Origin of the sequence: Caballeronia sp. GAFFF2 (assembly GCF_023631485.1) — a bacterium.
In the GTDB taxonomy this organism is placed as follows: domain Bacteria; phylum Pseudomonadota; class Gammaproteobacteria; order Burkholderiales; family Burkholderiaceae; genus Caballeronia.
The window spans coordinates 66,429-82,537 of sequence record NZ_JALQDA010000009.1; the positions used below are offsets into that span (position 1 = coordinate 66,429).

Sequence of the window (16,109 nt, forward strand, 5' to 3'; positions counted from 1 at the left end):
GTGCAATGTCGGTTCAAAGCTGTTTCATCAGGACGAGCGATTTGCGCTGCCAGTTGTAGAGTCGCCGGCGGTCTTCCGGCAGGTCGTCCACCGTGACCTTCACGAAACCGCGCTTGAGGAACCAGTGTTCGGTGCGCGTCGTCAGCACGAAAATGCGCGTGAGACCGCGAGCGCGCGCGCGTTGTTCGATGCGCTTGAGCAGGCGCTCGCCATCGCCGGAACCTTGCGCTTCGGGCGCGACGGTCAGACACGCCATCTCGCCGATGCGCTCCTGCGTGTACGGATAAAGCGCCGCGCAGCCGAAGAGCACGCCATCGTGCTCGATGACCGAGAAGTGGTCGATGTCGCGTTCGATCTGATGCCGTCCGCGCCGCACGAGCGTGCCGTCGGATTCGAGCGGCTCGATCAGCGTGAGAATGCCGCCGACGTCGTCCGGCGTCGCTTCGCGCAGACTTTCGAGATTCTCGTAGGAGATCATCGTGCCGACGCCGTCGTGCAGGAAGAGTTCGAGCAGCACGCTGCCGTCGAGCTTGTACGGAATGATGTGCGCGCGCGCCACGCCGCCGCGGCAGGCGCGAATGGCGTGCTTGAGATAAAACGCGGTATCGCCCTGAAGCTCGCCGCTTTCGTGGAGCCGGTAAGCGTCGTCGAGCGACATTTCCCGCACGAGTTCGTTTTCCTGATCTTCGAGGCCGGGAATCTCGGTCACGAAGATGATCTTGTCGGCGCGCAAGGCGATGGCCGCGGCGGACGCGACGTCTTCCATCGACAGATTGAACGCTTCGCCAGTTGGCGAAAAACCGAGCGACGACAAGAGCACGAGCTTGTTGCTCGCAAGCGACTGGCGGATGGAATCGCCGTCGATCTTGCGAACGACGCCCGTGTGCTGGAAGTCGACGCCATCCAGAATGCCGACCGGCCGCGCCGTCACGAAGTTGCCCGACACCACGCTGATGTGCGCGTGAGCCATCGGCGTGTTCGGCAAGCCCTGGCTGATGGCGGCTTCGATGTCGAGGCGCACTTCGCCAGCGGCTTCCTTCGCGGATTCGAGCGCGCGCGCGTCGGTAATGCGCAGCCCGTGCGAGAACGACGATTCGACGCCGTGCAGACTCAGTTGCTCGTCGAGTTGCGGACGCGAGCCGTGCACCAATACGACGTGGATGCCCATGGCGTGCAACAGTCCGACGTCCTGGACGAGTGCGTTCAGGCGGCCTTCCTGCACCAGTTCCCCGCCAAACGCGACCACGAAGGTTTTGTTTCGGAACGCGTGAATATAGGGCGCAACGGAACGCATCCAGTCGACGAACTGGGCGTGGGGATTCGGCGCTTCGGCTTCGACTGCGGCCGGCTGCGACGGGATGGCGAGGTCGGTAGGGGAATTCATGCCGGGATTATAATGCGATGCTATGCCGAATGTTTCCAGACGCCCCACCCAAGGCGGCAAGCCGCCATCCGCCGACAAGTCGCTCGATACCCAGGAGCAGTTGAAGAAACTGCGCGAAAGCTTGCTGCGCGACGCGCAGACAGGCGAGGACGAGGCTGCCGGTCTCAGCAAGAAGGAACTGGCCGCGCGGCGATTTGCGGGCGGCGGTGCGGTTGAGGGCGCGGTTGGGACTTCGGGTTCGCACGGGCAGAATGCGAAGTCGCCGACGCCGGTGGCTTCGCAGCCTCGGCGCGGCGCGCAGCAAGCGGCCGGAGTTGCTGCCGCCAAGTCGCAGAAGCCGAAGCCGCAGTCTCCGGTCACGCAGGAGTCGCGAGGAGTCGCACCGCAAAGTCGCGTGGAGCGCAAAGCGCCGCAGGAACCTTCGACGCGAAAGCTGGATGCATCGGCTGATCGGAACACGTCGCTCGCGCGCCCGGCAAGCGCACGCGATATCGCCAAACCTTCCTCTTCGCGCGATGCAAGTAGTTCGCACGATGCTCGCGGCGAACAGCGCAGCACGCAGGCGCGCCAAACGACTTCTGCTTCAACCGCGCGGCCGGTCGAGGCACAAGGCACCCGACCTTCAAAAAACGATTCTCGCGCGGAGACTACACGTGCCGAACACAGCGCGCGCGACGAACGGCACAAGGCCGAGGCGCGGCAAGTCGATCGAAGCGCACGACCGGACAACCGATCCCATCGAGAGCAGGCCGCAGCGCAAACGCACTCGAGCGCGCGCAACGCGCAAGCCGGGCAGGTTCGCCACGTAAGCGACGAGCGTTCACCACGTGAAGCGCGCGCGGCGCGAGCCAGCGAACCACGCGCCAAGCAACAAGGAGAAGTCTCCGCAGTTCAGCCCGCGAGGCAACACAACGTACGCCCACCGCGCCGCGAGGCGCGCGCCGTTACCCCCAACCCCATCCCGCCGATCACCTTTCCCGAGGCGCTTCCCGTCTCCGCCCGTCGCGAGGAGATCGCGCGCGCGATCGAAGGGAATCAGGTCGTGATCGTGAGCGGCGAAACCGGCTCCGGCAAAACCACGCAGCTCCCCAAGATCTGCCTCGCGCTCGGACGCGGTCTCGGCGCGGGCGGCAGCGGTCTCATCGGTCATACGCAGCCGCGCCGGATCGCGGCATCGGCGACGGGGCGGCGTATCGCCGAGGAACTCGCAACGCCTTTCGGCGAAGTGGTCGGCTACAAGGTGCGCTTCACCGACAACCTCGCGCCGGGCGCATCGGTCAAGCTCATGACCGACGGCATCCTGCTCGCGGAAACGCAAACCGACCCGCTGCTGAGCGCGTACGACACGATCATCATCGACGAGGCGCACGAACGCAGCCTGAACATCGACTTCCTGCTCGGCTATCTCAAGGAAATCCTGCCGAAGCGCCCGGACCTCAAGCTGATCGTCACGTCCGCGACCATCGACGCGCAACGCTTCGCGCGCCACTTCGGCAGCGACGAAAAGCCCGCGCCCGTGATCGAGGTCAGCGGGCGGCTGTATCCGGTCGAGGTGCGCTACCGGCCGGTGGAGGAAGACAGCGCCGCCGTTAAATCGGCGCAAGGCACGCTGCAAAAGCGCAACGACCGCAAGGCGGACCGCGATTTGATGGAAGCCATCGTCGATGCCGTCGATGAACTCTGCCGCGTCGGTCCTGGCGACGTGCTCGTGTTCCTGCCCGGCGAGCGCGAAATTCGCGACGCCGCCGAGGCGCTGCGTAAGCACCATCCGCCGCATACAGAAATCCTGCCGCTGTTCGCGCGCCTCTCCGCTGCCGAACAGGAGCGCGTGTTCAAGGCGTCGAACGCGCGGCGTATCGTGCTCGCGACCAATGTCGCGGAAACGTCGCTGACGGTGCCGGGCATTCGCTATGTCGTCGATACCGGAATGGCGCGCGTGAAGCGCTATTCGTATCGCAACAAGGTCGAGCAGTTGCAGATCGAGTCGATCTCGCAGGCCGCCGCCAATCAGCGCGCGGGCCGGTGCGGGCGCGTCGCGGACGGCGTCTGCATTCGTCTCTATGACGAAGCCGACTTTCAGTCGCGCGTGCGCTTCACCGATCCCGAGATCCTGCGCTCGTCGCTCGCGGCGGTGATCCTGCGCATGAAGTCGCTGCATCTGACGGCGATCGAAACCTTTCCGTTCATCGAGCCGCCGCCGGGCCGCGCGATCGCCGACGGTTACCAGTTGCTGAACGAACTCGGCGCCGTCGACGACGACAACGCGCTCACGCCGCTCGGCCGCGAACTCGCGCGGCTGCCGCTCGATCCGCGCGTGGGCCGCATGATTCTCGCCGCCCGCGATCATCACGCGTTGACGGAAGTGCTGATCATCGCGTCGGCGTTGTCGGTGCAGGACCCGCGCGATCGTCCGATCGAAGCGCAGGAGCAGGCGGATCAGGCGCATCGGCAGTTCGTCGACGAGCGCTCCGAGTTCCTGCAATGGACGCGCATCTGGAAGTGGTTCGACGAAGCCATTGCGCACAAGAAGTCGAATCGACAGTTGACCGATGCGTGCCGCGCCAACTTTCTCTCGCATCTGAGATTGCGCGAATGGCGCGACGTGCATTCGCAACTTCTCACGGTCGTGCGCGAACATGGCTGGCGTCTGAACGAATCCGATGCGACGTTCGAGCAAGTGCATCTTTCGCTTCTCACGGGGCTGCTCGGCAACATCGGCATGAAGGCCGACGACGAGCCGCATTATCTCGGCGCACGCGGCATCAAGTTCCATTTGTGGCCGGGTTCCGCGCTGCTGAAGAAAGCGGGCCGCTGGGTGATGGCGGGCGAACTCGTCGAGACGAGCCGGCTGTACGCGCGGACCATCGCGAAGATCGAGCCGGAATGGCTAGAAACGGTCGGGCCGCATCTGTTGCGCAAGTCGCTTTCCGAGGCGCATTGGGAGAAGAAGGCCGCGCAAGTGGTCGCGTATGAACGCGCGACGCTCTACGGTCTCACGGTCTACGGGCGGCGGCGGGTGAGTTACGGCCAGCAGGACCCGAAGTACGCGCGCGAGTTGTTCATTCGCGGCGCGCTGGTGGAAGGCGAGTTCGACACGCGTCTGCCGTTCTTCGCGCACAACCGCAAGCTGGTCGCGGACATCGAGCAACTGGAACACAAGTCGCGCCGTCAGGACGTGCTCGTGGACGACGAACTCATCCACGGCTTCTACGATTCGCTCGTGCCCGAAGGCATCTGGACCGGCGCGGCGTTCGAACGCTGGTATCGCGACGAGCAGCGCAAGGAGGGCGGCAAACAACTGCTGTTCCTTTCGCGCGACGACCTGATGCGTCACGAGGCCGCCGGCGTCACCACCGACCTGTTCCCGAAGCGCATGACGATGTCGGGCATCGAAATGACGCTCGCGTATCACTTCGAGCCGGGCGCGCCGCGCGACGGCGTGACGCTCACGGTGCCGCTTTATGGCCTGAATCAGATCGATGCGCGCCGCGTCGAATGGCTCGTGCCCGGCATGCTCAAGGAAAAGACGCAACTGCTCCTGAAGTCGCTGCCGCAAAAGCTGCGCCGGCATGTCGTGCCCTTGCCGGATTACGCGGCGGGCTTTGCCGAGCGCAACGCGGGGCCGAGGTTCGGCGCGGGCGCCTTGGTCGATGCGCTCATCGCCGATATTCGGGAGCAGACGCAAGTCGCCGTGAAGAGCGCGGATTTCAAGCTCGAAACGCTGCCCGCGCATCTCTCCATGAACTTCAAGGTGATCGACGAGCACGGCCGCCAGCTCGCGATGGGCCGCAATCTCGCGCAATTGCGCGCGGAACTCGGCGGTCAGGCGCAGCAGCATTTCCAGAAGCTGACGGCAAGCGCGGCTTTCGATGCACTTTCCGCCGATTCGCCAAACGCGCCGCAGACGCAGGCCGCGAGCGCGTCCACCGGCACCGCGCTCTATGAAAACCTCACGACGTGGAATTTCGGCAAGCTGCCCGAGCTGCTGGAAATTCGACGTCGCGGGCAGACGCTGTTCGGCTATCCGGCGCTCGTCGATCGCGGCGCGCATTGCGACGTCGAAGTGTTCGATTCGCCGGAGGAGGCGGCGCGGATTCATCGCGCGGGCTTGCGGCGGCTCTTCTGGCTGCAATTGCGCGAGCCGATCCGCTATCTGGAAAAGAATCTGCCGGGGCTGCGCGAAATGTCGATGCAGTTCATGGCGCTCGGCACCGCCGACGAGTTGCGCGATCAGATCGTCGATACGGCGCTGGATCGCGCATGTTTGCAAGACCCGCTACCTGACGACGACGTGAGCTTTCACGCTCGCCGCGATGCCGCGAAAGGCCGGCTCACGCTGCTCGCGCAGGAGATCGCGCGGCTGGTCGGCGCGATCCTCGGCGAATACGCGGCGCTTCTAAGGAAGCTCGCGCAGGCGAAGCCGTTCGCCCAGGCTTACGCCAATATCCAGTCGCAGTTGAATGCGCTCATCGGCAAGCGCTTCGTGATCGACACGCCTTACGCGCAACTCGCGCATTTTCCGCGTTATTTGAAGGGCATCGGGCTGCGAATCGACAAGCTGAAGGCCGATCCGGCTCGCGATGCGCGTATTTCCACGGATCTGCATCCGCTCGTGCAGCAATATCAGCGCGCGCTCGCGCAACGCGGCGGCGTGGCGGACGCGCGGCTCTCGGAATACCGCTGGCTGCTGGAGGAACTGCGCGTGTCCCTGTTCGCGCAGGAACTGCGCACACCCATGCCCATTTCCGTGAAGCGCCTGCATAAAGTCTGGGAAGCGATGCAGCGCTAAAAGATGAAGCAGCGCAATGCCGATTTTTTCGCCAAAAAAACGGCATTTCTTGCGCCGTTAAACGAAATTGCGCAAAAACAGGCGTTTCGTCAACGCGACGACAAGCGCAAACGTTCTACAATGACGCCTGCCTTCGGACGTCTACTTTTTCATGCGCTCATCTTTTCTGTCTGGCCGCTTTCGGGCGGTTGCCTCACGCGCCGCGCTCGCTATCGGCGCGGCCTTCATCGCCACCGCGGCATTTGCCAATAACGTCATCGTCCTGAACTCGGCTGAAGCCACGCTGAGTCTTATCGACGAAAACACGCGCCAGGTCGTCGGCACCGTGCCCACGGGCAAGGAACCGCATCACTTGATGCCCACGCCGGACGCGTCATCGCTGATCGTTGCGAACTCGGTATCGAACAATCTCATGTTCGTCGATCCGAAAACCGGCGCCGTGCAGCGCTGGGTTCAGGATATCGAAGACCCGTATCAGATCGGCTTTTCGCCGGATCGCAAGTGGTTCGTGTCGACGGGTCTGCGGCTCGACCGCCTCGATATCTATCATTTCGACGGCAAGAATCTGACCGTGGCCAAGCGCTTGCCGCTCGCCACCATGCCGAGCCATATCGCGTTTTCGAACGACAGCACGACCGCGTTCATCTCGCTGCAGGTGTCGAACGAAATCGCCGCGATCGACCTGGCGACGCAGACGGTCAAGTGGAAGATGAAAGTCGGCCCGACGCCCGCGGGCGTATGGTTCACGCCGGGCGACAAGTATCTGCTCGTTGGCATGACGGGCGCGGATTACGTCGCCGTGGTGGACTGGCGCAATCAGAAGATCGTCAAGACCATCACGACCGGCAAGGGCGCGCATAACTTCCGCTCGCTCGTGGACGGCAAGCATGTGGCCGTGTCGAACCGGGTGGCGAACACCATCAGCATCATCGACGAAGACACGCTCACGAACGTCGGCGACATCACGGGCCTCTTGCCGGGACCGGATGACATGGAACTTTCCGCCGACAAGAAGTATCTCTGGGTAACGTTCCGTTTCGCGAAGCATGTCGGCGTGATCGACCTTGCGGATCGTAAGCTGATCCAAACCATCAAGGTTGGCCGTTCGCCGCACGGAATCTACTTCTTCAATCGCGCGCCGGTGACCTCGCCTAACGGCGCCTGAGGCTGCCCGCGAAAGCAGTAGGAAAAGGGCGCTTGCGGGCGCCCTGTATTACGATTGAGTCAGGCCGTATTGAGTCACACGGAGCATCATGTTTCATTCCATTCTTTCGTCGCTCGACAGCTTCGTCTCCGCCCTGCAGACCATGCTCTACGTGGACATGGTCCAGCCGTTTCTGTTCAAGGTCGGCCTCATGGACTATGACGAAGACACCTACGACGCTCTTTACTGGGTGATCGTCGGCGTGCTGGAAGTGCTCGCGATGTACGCCGTGCTGCGCCCGCTCGAAGCGCTGCGCCCGGCCGAGGAATGGCAGGATCGCAAGGGCGTGCGTATCGACGTGCTTTATACGTGGATCGTCAAGCTCGGCATTCTGAACCTCTTTTTCTTCTTCACGTTCCAGCCGGTTTTCGATTCGCTGCAAAGCTGGCTGCGCCTGCATGACATCCCGAATCTGGAAATCGACAATCTCTGGCCGGGCGTGACCACGCAACCCATGGTCACGTTCGTGATTTATCTGGTGCTGCTGGATTTCGCCGGTTATTGGTATCACCGGCTGGAGCATCGCATCGGCATCTGGTGGGAATTGCACGCGGTGCATCACAGCCAGCAGCAAATGTCGCTTTGGTCGGACGACCGTAACCATCTGCTCGACGACATCCTGCAGGCGGGGTTCTTCGCCACTGTCGCGCTCGTGATCGGCGTGGAGCCGTCGCAGTTCGTCGTGCTGGTCGCCATTACGAACCTCATGCAAAGCGTGCAGCACGCCAACATTCGCTTGCATTACGGCTGGCTGGGCGACCGGCTCTTCGTGAGCCCGGCGTTTCATCGTCGTCATCATGCAATCGGCTTCGGCCACGAAGGCACGGCGTACGGCTGCAACTTCGGCGTGCTGTTCGCGTTCTGGGACATTCTCTTTCGCTCGGCTTCGTTCGACCGCACCGTGGAGCCGACCGGTATTCGCGATCAACTCGGCGCGCCGGGCGTCGCGCCCGTGCGTTACGGCGACGGCTTCGTCGAACAGCACTGGCTCGCGTTCAAGCGGATCGGCGCGCGTTTGTCTTCGCGTCGCGCGAATTCGGCTTCCGACAAAAGCTCGGCGGCTGTCTGAGTCTCGATCACCAGCGCCCGTTCGGTGCGCTGGTTTATGCTGTCGTTTCCACTCTCTTCGTCGAATCACGCATGAATGACTTGCTGCGTTCGTTCGTGCGCGCCATTGCGCATGCCTTTCACCCACGCATGCTCTGGCTGACTTTCATGCCATTTGCGGTCGCCACGCTGAGCTGGGGCGCGGTGCTCTGGTTCTTCTGGCAGACGCTGACAGGCGCGGCAACCGGTTGGCTCGACGGCTGGGCGCTCACCGCCGCGATGTACCGCCTGTTCGATGCCGTCGGCTTCTCCTCGCTGCATGCGGTGATCGCGCCGTTTTTCGTCGTCATCATGGCGATTCCGCTGATCTTCGTGACCGTGCTGCTGCTGATCGCCACGCTCTCCATGCCAGGCGTCACCAAGCTGCTCACGCGCCGGCCGGGCGGTCATTACGCGCTGCTCGAAGAGCGTCACGGCGGCTCGTGGTACGGCAGTCTCGGGCACTCGGTCATCAACACGCTCGTTTGCCTGATCGCGCTCGTCGTCACGTTGCCGCTGTGGCTCATTCCACCGTTTTTCGCGCTGATTCCACCGCTCTTGTGGGGCTGGCTCACCTATCGCGTGATGACTTACGATGCGCTCGCCGTGCACGCGAGCGCCGAGGAACGCCGTGTGATCGTGCGTGATGCGCGCTGGCCGCTGCTTGTCATTGGCATCGTGAGCGGCCTGCTCGGTTCGGTGCCGACCATGTTGTGGGCCTGGTCGGTATGGCTCTTGCCACTCTTTCCCGTGGTCGCGGCGGCAACCATCTGGGCATACGCATTCATTCTGGTGTTTTCGGCGCTCTGGTTCGCGCATTACTGCCTGCACGCGCTCGAACGACTACGGGCGAATGCGGCGCCTCAAGTGCCGGCCACCACCGTTCCATTCTGAGAAGGAGCATTCATGGGCATTGGCGTCATCATCATCGGCGACGAGATTCTTTCAGGCCGGCGCACGGACAAGCATCTGCCGAAAATCATCGAATTGCTGAGCGCGCGCGGGCTCTCGCTCGATTGGGCCGAATACGTCGGCGACGATCCCGCGCGTATCACCGCGACGCTCGCGCGCACGTTTGCTTCCAGCGATATCGTGTTTTCGACCGGCGGCATCGGCGCGACACCCGACGATCACACGCGTCAATGCGCGGCCAAGGCGCTCGGCCGGCCGCTCGAACTGCAACCGGAAGCGGCGGAACTGATCCGCGAGCGCATCCGCGAGACGGCCGGCGACAAACCGTATGACCTCGATTCGCCGGAGAATCTGCATCGGCTGAATATGGGGACGTTTCCGCAGGGCGCGGCGATCATTCCGAACAGCTACAACAAGATTCCGGGCTTTTCCGTCGGCGATCATCATTTCGTGCCGGGCTTTCCCGTCATGGCGTGGCCAATGATCGAATGGGTGCTCGATACCAAGTACGCGCATCTGCATCACGCGACGCCTTATATCGAGCGCTCGTTGCTCGTGTTCGGGTTGCCGGAGTCGCGCATCACGCCGCTCATGGTGACCATCGAACGCGATTTCGACGGCGTGCGCGCCTTCAGCCTGCCGAGCGTGGGCGATGCCGCGCGCGGCGCGCTCTATGCGCGTTCGCATATCGACCTCGGCGTGAAGGGCGAGCCGGATCAGGCCAACGCCGCGTTCGAAGTGTTGCGCGAGGGCGTGCTCGCCCTGGGCGGCGAAGTGGTCGAAGCGCCGCCGGAGGACGCGGCGTGATTCTGCTCGAAGTCATCGCGACGACCGTTTCCGACGCGCGCGCCGCCGAGCGTGGCGGCGCCAATCGGCTTGAACTGATCACGGCGATCGGCGAGGGCGGTTTGACGCCGAGCGTCGGCCTGATCGAGTCGGTGGTGGAGGCGGTGCGCATTCCGGTGAACGTCATCGTGCGGCCGCACAGCCGTTCTTTCGTCTACGATGCTGACGATTTCGCGGTCATCGAACGCGACGTCCGCGCAATCGCGAAGACGGGCGCCAACGCGATCGTCGTCGGCATGTTGAACGCACATGGCGATGTCGACACCGAAGCGCTAGAGCGCGTGATCGATGCCGCCGACGGTTTGCCGCTCACCTTCCATCGCGCGATCGACGAAGCCCGCGATTTACCCGCTGCGTTCGAGACGCTTTTGCGCTTCGACGCCGTCACGAACGTGCTGACATCGGGCGGCAAGCCATCCGTGCTGGAAGCCGGACCGGTTATCAAGGCGCTCGTCGCGCAAGCGGCGGAAACGCATTGCACGGTGCTCGCGGGCGCTGGTTTCATCGTGGATGCGGTCGCACCGTTCGCCGCCGCGACAGGCGTGAAGGCCGTGCATTTCGGCTCTGGCGTGCGCGTGGATGGAAAAGGCTCGGAGCCGGTCGACGAATTACGCGTGGCGCGCGTGCGGGTGTTGCTCGACGCAGGCGAGTGAACGAACGGCGACGCTTATGCGCCCATCCAAGGCAAGCCGCGAAAGCACCATCCCGACACCGTCTTCCGATGCCCTTGCCCGTTTTTGTCTCCCTCGAAACCTTCGAGCAGGTCATACGCTTTCATGAACCCTTCTTTCTGCGCGGCGACCGCGGCGAGCTTGGAGCGCGCGGCGCTGCGGCACAGAAAGAGCACCGGCGTATCCGGAGTGGCGACCTGCCGCAATTGTTCGATAAACTCGCCGTTCGGCACCGAGCCGGGATAGCGAATCCATTCGATATGAGCGTATTGCGCGCTATCGACAGCGGGACGTCCGACCCAGTCGAGTTCGGCGCGTGTGCGGACATCGACGAGACGCGTACGCGGGTCGAGTTGCAGCAGTTCGAAGGCTTCGGCGGGAAGGAAGGCGCCCGCGTAGGTCAGCTTGTTTTCCGTGGCTCGGCTCGCGGCCTGACCATAAAGTTGTTCGAGCGTGCTCATGGCGCGTAGTCTCCGGTAAAGCGCAAAAATTCATTTTAGCGTGCCAGACTCTGAGCGGTGCCGAGGGCTGGAATCGCGGCAACCTTACTGCGTCAAATTGGTGCAAGATAAGACGAATGCACGAAAATCGGGCGCGCCTCGGTAGATCCGAATTGTCGCGCACTGAACTAGTGCGAACGGTCGGCTTACGACTAAGCGGCCGGCTCGATAAAGCATCATCGTTTCACAAAAAACGCGCGCCGCTTCAATTGCTTAGCGCAAGATTGGTGCGCTTGGCATGGAAGCTGCTTTTCAAACCACGATTGTTTCAGCGGTACAGGATTCGGTCGGGGCGGCGAAAGGTTTTCGCCGACTTTTGTTAATCAGGAGATAGGTAATGAGTAAATCCGTGGCCGACGTCATTCAGCTCGTCAAGGACGAAGACGTCAAGTTTGTCGATTTCCGCTTCACCGACACGCGCGGCAAAGAACAACACGTTTCCGTGCCGGTCTCGGCATTCGACGAAGACAAATTTGAAAGCGGCCACGCTTTCGACGGTTCGTCCATCGCCGGCTGGAAGGGCATCGAAGCATCGGACATGTTGCTCATCCCCGATGCGGATACCGCGTTCATCGACCCGTTCTACGAAGAATCCACGCTGGTTCTGACCTGCGACGTGGTCGAGCCGGCCGACGGCAAGGGCTACGAGCGCGACCCGCGTTCGCTGTCGAAGCGCGCTGAGGCATATCTGAAGAGCTCGGGTCTCGGCGACACCGCGTTCTTCGGTCCGGAGCCGGAATTCTTCATTTTCGACTCGGTGCAATGGAACACGGATCAGTCGGGCACGTTCGTCAAGATCGGCTCGGAAGAAGCGCCGTGGTCGTCGGCGAAGGAATTCGAAGGCGGCAACACCGGCCACCGTCCGGGCACGAAGGGCGGCTATTTCCCGGTCGCGCCGGTCGACACGTTCCAGGACATGCGTTCTGAAATGTGCCTGTTGCTCGAACAGATCGGCATTCCGGTCGAAGTTCACCACCACGAAGTGGCGGGCCAGGGCCAGAACGAAATCGGCACCAAGTTCTCGACGCTGGTTCAGCGCGCGGACTGGCTGCAGCAGATGAAGTACATCATCCACAACGTGGCGCATACGTACGGCAAGACGGCGACGTTCATGCCGAAGCCTATCGTCGGCGACAACGGCTCGGGCATGCACGTTCACCAGTCGATCTGGAAGGACGGTCAGAACCTGTTCGCGGGCAATGGCTACGCGGGGCTGTCGGAATTCGCGCTGTTCTACATCGGCGGCATCATCAAGCATGCACGCGCGCTGAACGCGATCACGAACCCGGGTACGAACTCGTACAAGCGTCTCGTGCCGCACTTCGAAGCGCCTGTGAAGCTGGCTTACTCGGCTCGCAACCGTTCGGCATCCATCCGCATTCCGCACGTGAGCAACCCGAAGGGCCGCCGTATCGAAACGCGCTTCCCGGATCCGCTCGCGAATCCGTACCTGTGCTTCTCCGCGCTGATGATGGCGGGTCTCGACGGCGTGCAGAACAAGATTCATCCGGGCGAAGCCGCGGACAAGAATCTGTACGACCTGCCGCCGGAAGAAGATGCAAAGATCCCGACCGTGTGTGCCGGCCTCGATCAGGCACTCGACGCACTTGACGCGGATCGCGAGTTCCTGACGCGCGGCGGCGTGTTCACGGATTCGATGCTCGACGCGTACATCGAACTGAAGACGAACGAGCTGCAACGTTATCGTCAGTCGGTGCATCCGGTCGAGTTCGAGATGTACTACTCGCTGTAAGCGCCGCCAACGCATGACGTCGATGCGCTTCGTAGACGGCTGGTCGATGAAGCGCGCGGCGCATGCCCTAGGCCAACACGAAAAAGGGACGGCGCGCCGTCCCTTTTTTTAATCGCCGCGTGGCTGACGCGCGTCACATGCAGTCACAAAGAAAGAAGAAGATCGAGTTTCACGAGCGACCTCATTGGCCACCCTTTTTAAAGCTCGATGGTGCTTAAGAATCTGATCAAGGCCCGCAAAGGGCACGCCGACGCACTCTCCGACGACACCCAACTCGCGGGAACCGGTCTTCTGCCGGGACTCGAAGCGTTGCCAACCGTCGTGCTCGTGCTCGACAAACGCACGCAGCGCATCGCGTACGCGAACCCGTCGGCGGAGTCGATGCTGGAGATGTCGCGCAAGCAACTCACGCAGACGCACTGGCCCAATCTCTTCGCCAACTCCGAGGAACTGGCGACGACCATCGCATCCATCGCGGAAAACCGCTTCAACGCGACGCGGCTCGATGCCATGCTCGAACGCCCCGGGCGCGAGGCGTTTCATGTGCATGCGATCGTCGCGTATTTGGAAGTCGCCACCGATTACGTGCTGCTCGAACTCTTCGAGAACGAACGGCATTTGCGCACCGACCGCGAAGAGCGCATTCACGATCTCACGGCGGTGAACAAGCAGCTCATCCGCAACCTCGCGCACGAGATCAAAAACCCGCTCGGCGGCATTCGCGGGGCCGCGCAACTGCTCGAGTTCGAACTCGGCGCGCGCGAACGCGACGAGTTGCGCGAATACACGCAGGTCATCATCAAGGAATCGGATCGGCTGCAGACGCTCGTCGATCGCTTGCTGGAACCGCACCGGCATCCGCATATCGTGGGCGATGTGAACATCCACGAAGTCTGCGAGCGCGTGCGCGCGGTGATCCTCGCGGAGTTTCCGCGCGGCCTCACCATCGAACGCGATTACGACGTGAGCGTGCCCGACCTGCGCGGCGACAAGGAACAGCTGATTCAAGCGCTCCTCAACATCGTGCGCAACGCGGCCGAAGCGTTGAGAGAGCGCATCTCGCAAGGCGACGCCAAGATCGAACTGCGTACGCGCATTGCGCGCAAGGTGACCATTGGCAAAAAGCTGCACAAACTGGCATTGGACTTGCATATCACTGACAACGGTCCCGGCATTCCTAGTGAGATTCGCGACCGGATTTTCTTTCCGCTCGTGTCGGGCCGGGAAGATGGCAGCGGTCTGGGTCTTACGCTCGCGCAGTCGTTCGTGCATCAGCACGACGGGCTGATCGAAGTGGAGAGCAAGCCCGGTTGCACCGAGTTCGCCATGCTGTTGCCATTCGGAAACTGAGGATCATCGACCTGAATCCAAACGACGCACATTCCTGGCCGCCAATTTACGACGCGATTGCGCTCCAAGCCTTGAAGCCTGACCGTTTCGACGGGCTCACACCGAACCACACGAAGACTTCTCGCCGAACGATATGAAGCCGATCTGGATAGTAGACGACGACCAATCAATCCGATGGGTGCTTGAGAAAGCACTCGCACGTGAGAACTTCACGACGCGCAGTTTCTCCGGCGTGCGCGATGCGCTCGCCGCGCTCGAGCACGACAGCCCGCAAGTGCTCGTCTCCGACATCCGCATGCCAGGCGGCTCGGGCCTCGAATTGCTGCAAACGGTGCGTGACCGCTTGCCGGGCTTGCCAGTCATCATCATGACGGCGTTCTCGGATCTGGATAGCGCGGTGGCCGCATTCCAGGGCGGCGCGTTCGAATATCTCGCGAAGCCTTTCGATGTCGACAAGGCCGTCGAGCTGATCCGCCGCGCCGTCGACGAGTCCATGCGCGGCGAGTCCGCCTTCGACGAGCGCGTGACGGAAACGCCCGAGATGCTCGGCCAAGCGCCGGCCATGCAGGACATGTTTCGCGCCATCGGCCGCTTGTCGCATTCGGCGGCGACCGTGCTCATCACGGGCGAATCAGGCACCGGAAAGGAGCTTGTCGCGCGCGCCTTGCACCGACATAGCCCGCGCGCGAACGGACCGTTCATCGCGCTGAATACCGCGGCGATTCCGAAGGATCTGTTGGAATCCGAACTATTCGGTCACGAGCGCGGCGCGTTCACCGGCGCGCAGGCCATGCGGCAAGGGCGTTTCGAGCAGGCGGAAAACGGCACGCTGTTTCTCGATGAAATCGGCGACATGCCGTTCGACTTGCAGACCCGCTTGCTGCGCGTGCTTTCCGATGGACAGTTCTATCGCGTGGGCGGACACAATCCGCTCAAGGCGAACGTGCGCGTGATCGCGGCGACGCATCAGAATCTCGAATCGCGCGTGCGGCAGGGTTTGTTTCGCGAGGACTTGTATCACCGGCTCAACGTGATTCGCCTGCGCTTGCCCGCGTTGCGTGAACGCAGCGAAGACATTCCCTTGCTCACGCGGCATTTTCTGCAGAAGAGCGCGCGTGATTTGGGCGTCGAGCCCAAGCGCGTTTCGGATGAAGCGATTGCTTATCTGGCGTCGCTGCCGTTTCCGGGCAACGTGCGCCAGTTGGAGAACTTGTGCAACTGGCTGACGGTGATGGCGCCCGCGCAAGTCATCGAGCAGAAGGACTTGCCACCCGACCTCACGCCGCGACAGGACTATGCGTCGGCGGAGAGCATTGCGGTGTTGCCCGATGGCGCGATGACGGCGGTGCCCGCAGTCACCAACGGCGTCGCGGCGCCGTTGGCCGGAACGCCGGCTGGCGTCTGGGAGAACGGCTTGCGCACGGAAGTCGCGCGCCTTTTGCGTGAGAATTCGGCCGATGTCATGGACGAACTCGCGCGCCGTTTCGAGGCTGCCGTGATTCGCGAAGCACTCGACTTCACGCGCGGCCGGAAAGTAGAAGCGGCCGAGCGTCTGGGCATTGGCCGCAATACCATCACGCGCAAGATTCAGGAACTGCATCTGGACGCGTGATT

The 16,109-nt window shown here is 62.6% G+C and carries 11 protein-coding genes; 9 read left to right on the forward strand and 2 right to left on the reverse strand.

What is annotated here, in order from left to right; genetic code table 11:
- Positions 1–13: 13 nt before the first annotated feature.
- On the reverse strand, positions 14–1,384 hold the full coding sequence (argA, locus tag NCT04_RS05715; protein WP_244827577.1) for an amino-acid N-acetyltransferase: 1,371 nt from the start codon (positions 1,382–1,384) through the stop codon (positions 14–16).
- 22 nt (positions 1,385–1,406) lie between these two features.
- Between argA and hrpA the strand changes: the two genes are divergently transcribed.
- The 6 genes from hrpA to NCT04_RS05745 all read left to right on the forward strand — a co-directional run bounded on the left by hrpA (position 1,407) and on the right by NCT04_RS05745 (position 10,874).
- Positions 1,407–6,173, forward strand: coding sequence for an ATP-dependent RNA helicase HrpA (gene hrpA / locus NCT04_RS05720; protein ID WP_250464305.1), 4,767 nt, complete (start codon positions 1,407–1,409; stop codon positions 6,171–6,173).
- Between the two features lie 151 nt (positions 6,174–6,324).
- Complete coding sequence (locus tag NCT04_RS05725; protein ID WP_244827579.1) at positions 6,325–7,338, forward strand: YVTN family beta-propeller repeat protein; 1,014 nt, start codon at positions 6,325–6,327, stop codon at positions 7,336–7,338.
- A gap of 88 nt (positions 7,339–7,426) precedes the next feature.
- The gene (locus NCT04_RS05730) at positions 7,427–8,446 is read left to right on the forward strand and encodes a sterol desaturase family protein (RefSeq protein WP_250464307.1); all 1,020 of its coding nucleotides are present in this window, start codon (positions 7,427–7,429) and stop codon (positions 8,444–8,446) included.
- A 71-nt stretch (positions 8,447–8,517) separates the two neighbouring features.
- On the forward strand, positions 8,518–9,357 hold the full coding sequence (locus tag NCT04_RS05735; protein WP_250464309.1) for an EI24 domain-containing protein: 840 nt from the start codon (positions 8,518–8,520) through the stop codon (positions 9,355–9,357).
- Positions 9,358–9,369: 12 nt separating this feature from the next.
- The gene (locus NCT04_RS05740) at positions 9,370–10,182 is read left to right on the forward strand and encodes a competence/damage-inducible protein A (protein WP_244827582.1); all 813 of its coding nucleotides are present in this window, start codon (positions 9,370–9,372) and stop codon (positions 10,180–10,182) included.
- Positions 10,179–10,874: a copper homeostasis protein CutC gene (locus NCT04_RS05745; RefSeq protein WP_250464311.1), complete on the forward strand. Its 696-nt coding sequence runs from the start codon at positions 10,179–10,181 to the stop codon at positions 10,872–10,874. Before NCT04_RS05740 ends, NCT04_RS05745 begins: the two co-directional genes overlap by 4 nt.
- A gap of 14 nt (positions 10,875–10,888) precedes the next feature.
- Here NCT04_RS05745 and NCT04_RS05750 read toward each other — a convergent pair whose 3' ends face one another.
- Complete coding sequence (locus tag NCT04_RS05750) at positions 10,889–11,353, reverse strand: rhodanese-like domain-containing protein (RefSeq protein WP_250464313.1); 465 nt, start codon at positions 11,351–11,353, stop codon at positions 10,889–10,891.
- A 376-nt stretch (positions 11,354–11,729) separates the two neighbouring features.
- Between NCT04_RS05750 and glnA the strand changes: the two genes are divergently transcribed.
- From glnA to ntrC, 3 genes are all read left to right on the forward strand, one after another.
- Complete coding sequence (gene glnA / locus NCT04_RS05755; RefSeq protein ID WP_244827585.1) at positions 11,730–13,145, forward strand: type I glutamate--ammonia ligase; 1,416 nt, start codon at positions 11,730–11,732, stop codon at positions 13,143–13,145.
- A 207-nt stretch (positions 13,146–13,352) separates the two neighbouring features.
- Positions 13,353–14,495, forward strand: a complete 1,143-nt coding sequence (gene glnL / locus NCT04_RS05760; protein WP_244827586.1) for a nitrogen regulation protein NR(II) — start codon at positions 13,353–13,355, stop codon at positions 14,493–14,495.
- 133 nt (positions 14,496–14,628) lie between these two features.
- Positions 14,629–16,107: a nitrogen regulation protein NR(I) gene (gene ntrC, locus NCT04_RS05765; protein WP_250464315.1), complete on the forward strand. Its 1,479-nt coding sequence runs from the start codon at positions 14,629–14,631 to the stop codon at positions 16,105–16,107.
- Positions 16,108–16,109: the final 2 nt, after the last annotated feature.

Coding starts and splice junctions, on each gene's coding strand:
- argA (WP_244827577.1), bottom strand. CDS start 1,384: ATGAATTCCCCTACCGACCTCGCCATCCCGTCGCAGCCGGCCGCAGTC.
- hrpA (WP_250464305.1), top strand. CDS start 1,407: ATGCCGAATGTTTCCAGACGCCCCACCCAAGGCGGCAAGCCGCCATCC.
- NCT04_RS05725 (WP_244827579.1), top strand. CDS start 6,325: ATGCGCTCATCTTTTCTGTCTGGCCGCTTTCGGGCGGTTGCCTCACGC.
- NCT04_RS05730 (WP_250464307.1), top strand. CDS start 7,427: ATGTTTCATTCCATTCTTTCGTCGCTCGACAGCTTCGTCTCCGCCCTG.
- NCT04_RS05735 (WP_250464309.1), top strand. CDS start 8,518: ATGAATGACTTGCTGCGTTCGTTCGTGCGCGCCATTGCGCATGCCTTT.
- NCT04_RS05740 (WP_244827582.1), top strand. CDS start 9,370: ATGGGCATTGGCGTCATCATCATCGGCGACGAGATTCTTTCAGGCCGG.
- NCT04_RS05750 (WP_250464313.1), bottom strand. CDS start 11,353: ATGAGCACGCTCGAACAACTTTATGGTCAGGCCGCGAGCCGAGCCACG.
- glnA (WP_244827585.1), top strand. CDS start 11,730: ATGAGTAAATCCGTGGCCGACGTCATTCAGCTCGTCAAGGACGAAGAC.
- glnL (WP_244827586.1), top strand. CDS start 13,353: ATGGTGCTTAAGAATCTGATCAAGGCCCGCAAAGGGCACGCCGACGCA.
- ntrC (WP_250464315.1), top strand. CDS start 14,629: ATGAAGCCGATCTGGATAGTAGACGACGACCAATCAATCCGATGGGTG.